Genomic DNA, 876 nt, shown 5'->3' on the forward strand with positions numbered 1-876 from the left:
TGTCCGTGGCTTCGCCAACTCGCAATGGGAGAGTTGTCAGGGTTGTTGTTCGGGTAGTAATTGACCGGAATAGCTGGCTCCATCCCTTCACCCAAATCCCGAATGTACTCATTGTGAAGAGTGTGCGAGTCATACTCTGGATGGCCGGTAACAAACACGTTTCGCTTGTCTTTGGTCGTTGCCAGATATACGCCCGCCACATCGGATGTGGCGAGAATATCTAAGTCAGTATGTTCTTCTAAAAAGTGTGGCGAAAAATCGGCATAACGCGAATGGGGCGCTAAAAACGTATCATCAAACCCACGTAAAATAGGGTGGAATGGATTATGAATTTGGTGATGATATACACCGGAAAGCTTTTCTTTACGCGTTTTTTTCGGCAAGTCATACAACAACTTTAAGCCTGCTTGCGCCGCCCAACACACATACAACGTCGAGGTAACATTGTCTTGTGCCCATTCCATGATGGTTTTTAAATGATCCCAATAGATCACATCTTCAAATTGTACTAGACCAAGTGGCGCACCAGTGATGATAAGACCGTCGAAATTCTTCCCTTTTACCATCTCAAACTGACGGTAAAACGTATCTAAATGCTCGGTTGGTGTGTTTTTGCTTGGTCGATTATCGATGCGCAGTAGCTCGACGTTTACTTGCAATGGACTGTTTGAAAGGAGGCGAAGAAACTGCGTTTCTGTTTCGATTTTCTTGGGCATCAAATTCAGAATCAGTACTCGCAAAGGACGTATTTCTTGACTCGCGGCACGAGTTTCGCTCATTACAAAGATGTTCTCTGTCCTTAGTACATCTGAAGCAGGTAGTTGATCTGGAATTCTAATTGGCACGACTTTCTCTCCCTAAGTATAGTCAATCTAG

Annotated in this window: 1 protein-coding gene; it reads right to left on the reverse strand. The window is 44.5% G+C overall.

Annotated features, from left to right (window positions below; all coding sequences use genetic code 11):
• Nucleotides 1–845: homoserine O-acetyltransferase/O-succinyltransferase family protein (locus R7O13_RS25280; protein ID WP_318304997.1), on the reverse strand; the 845-nt coding region annotated here is incomplete at its 3' end.
• Nucleotides 846–876 lie beyond the last annotated feature (31 nt).

The organism is Vibrio sp. Y176, from assembly GCF_033438945.1.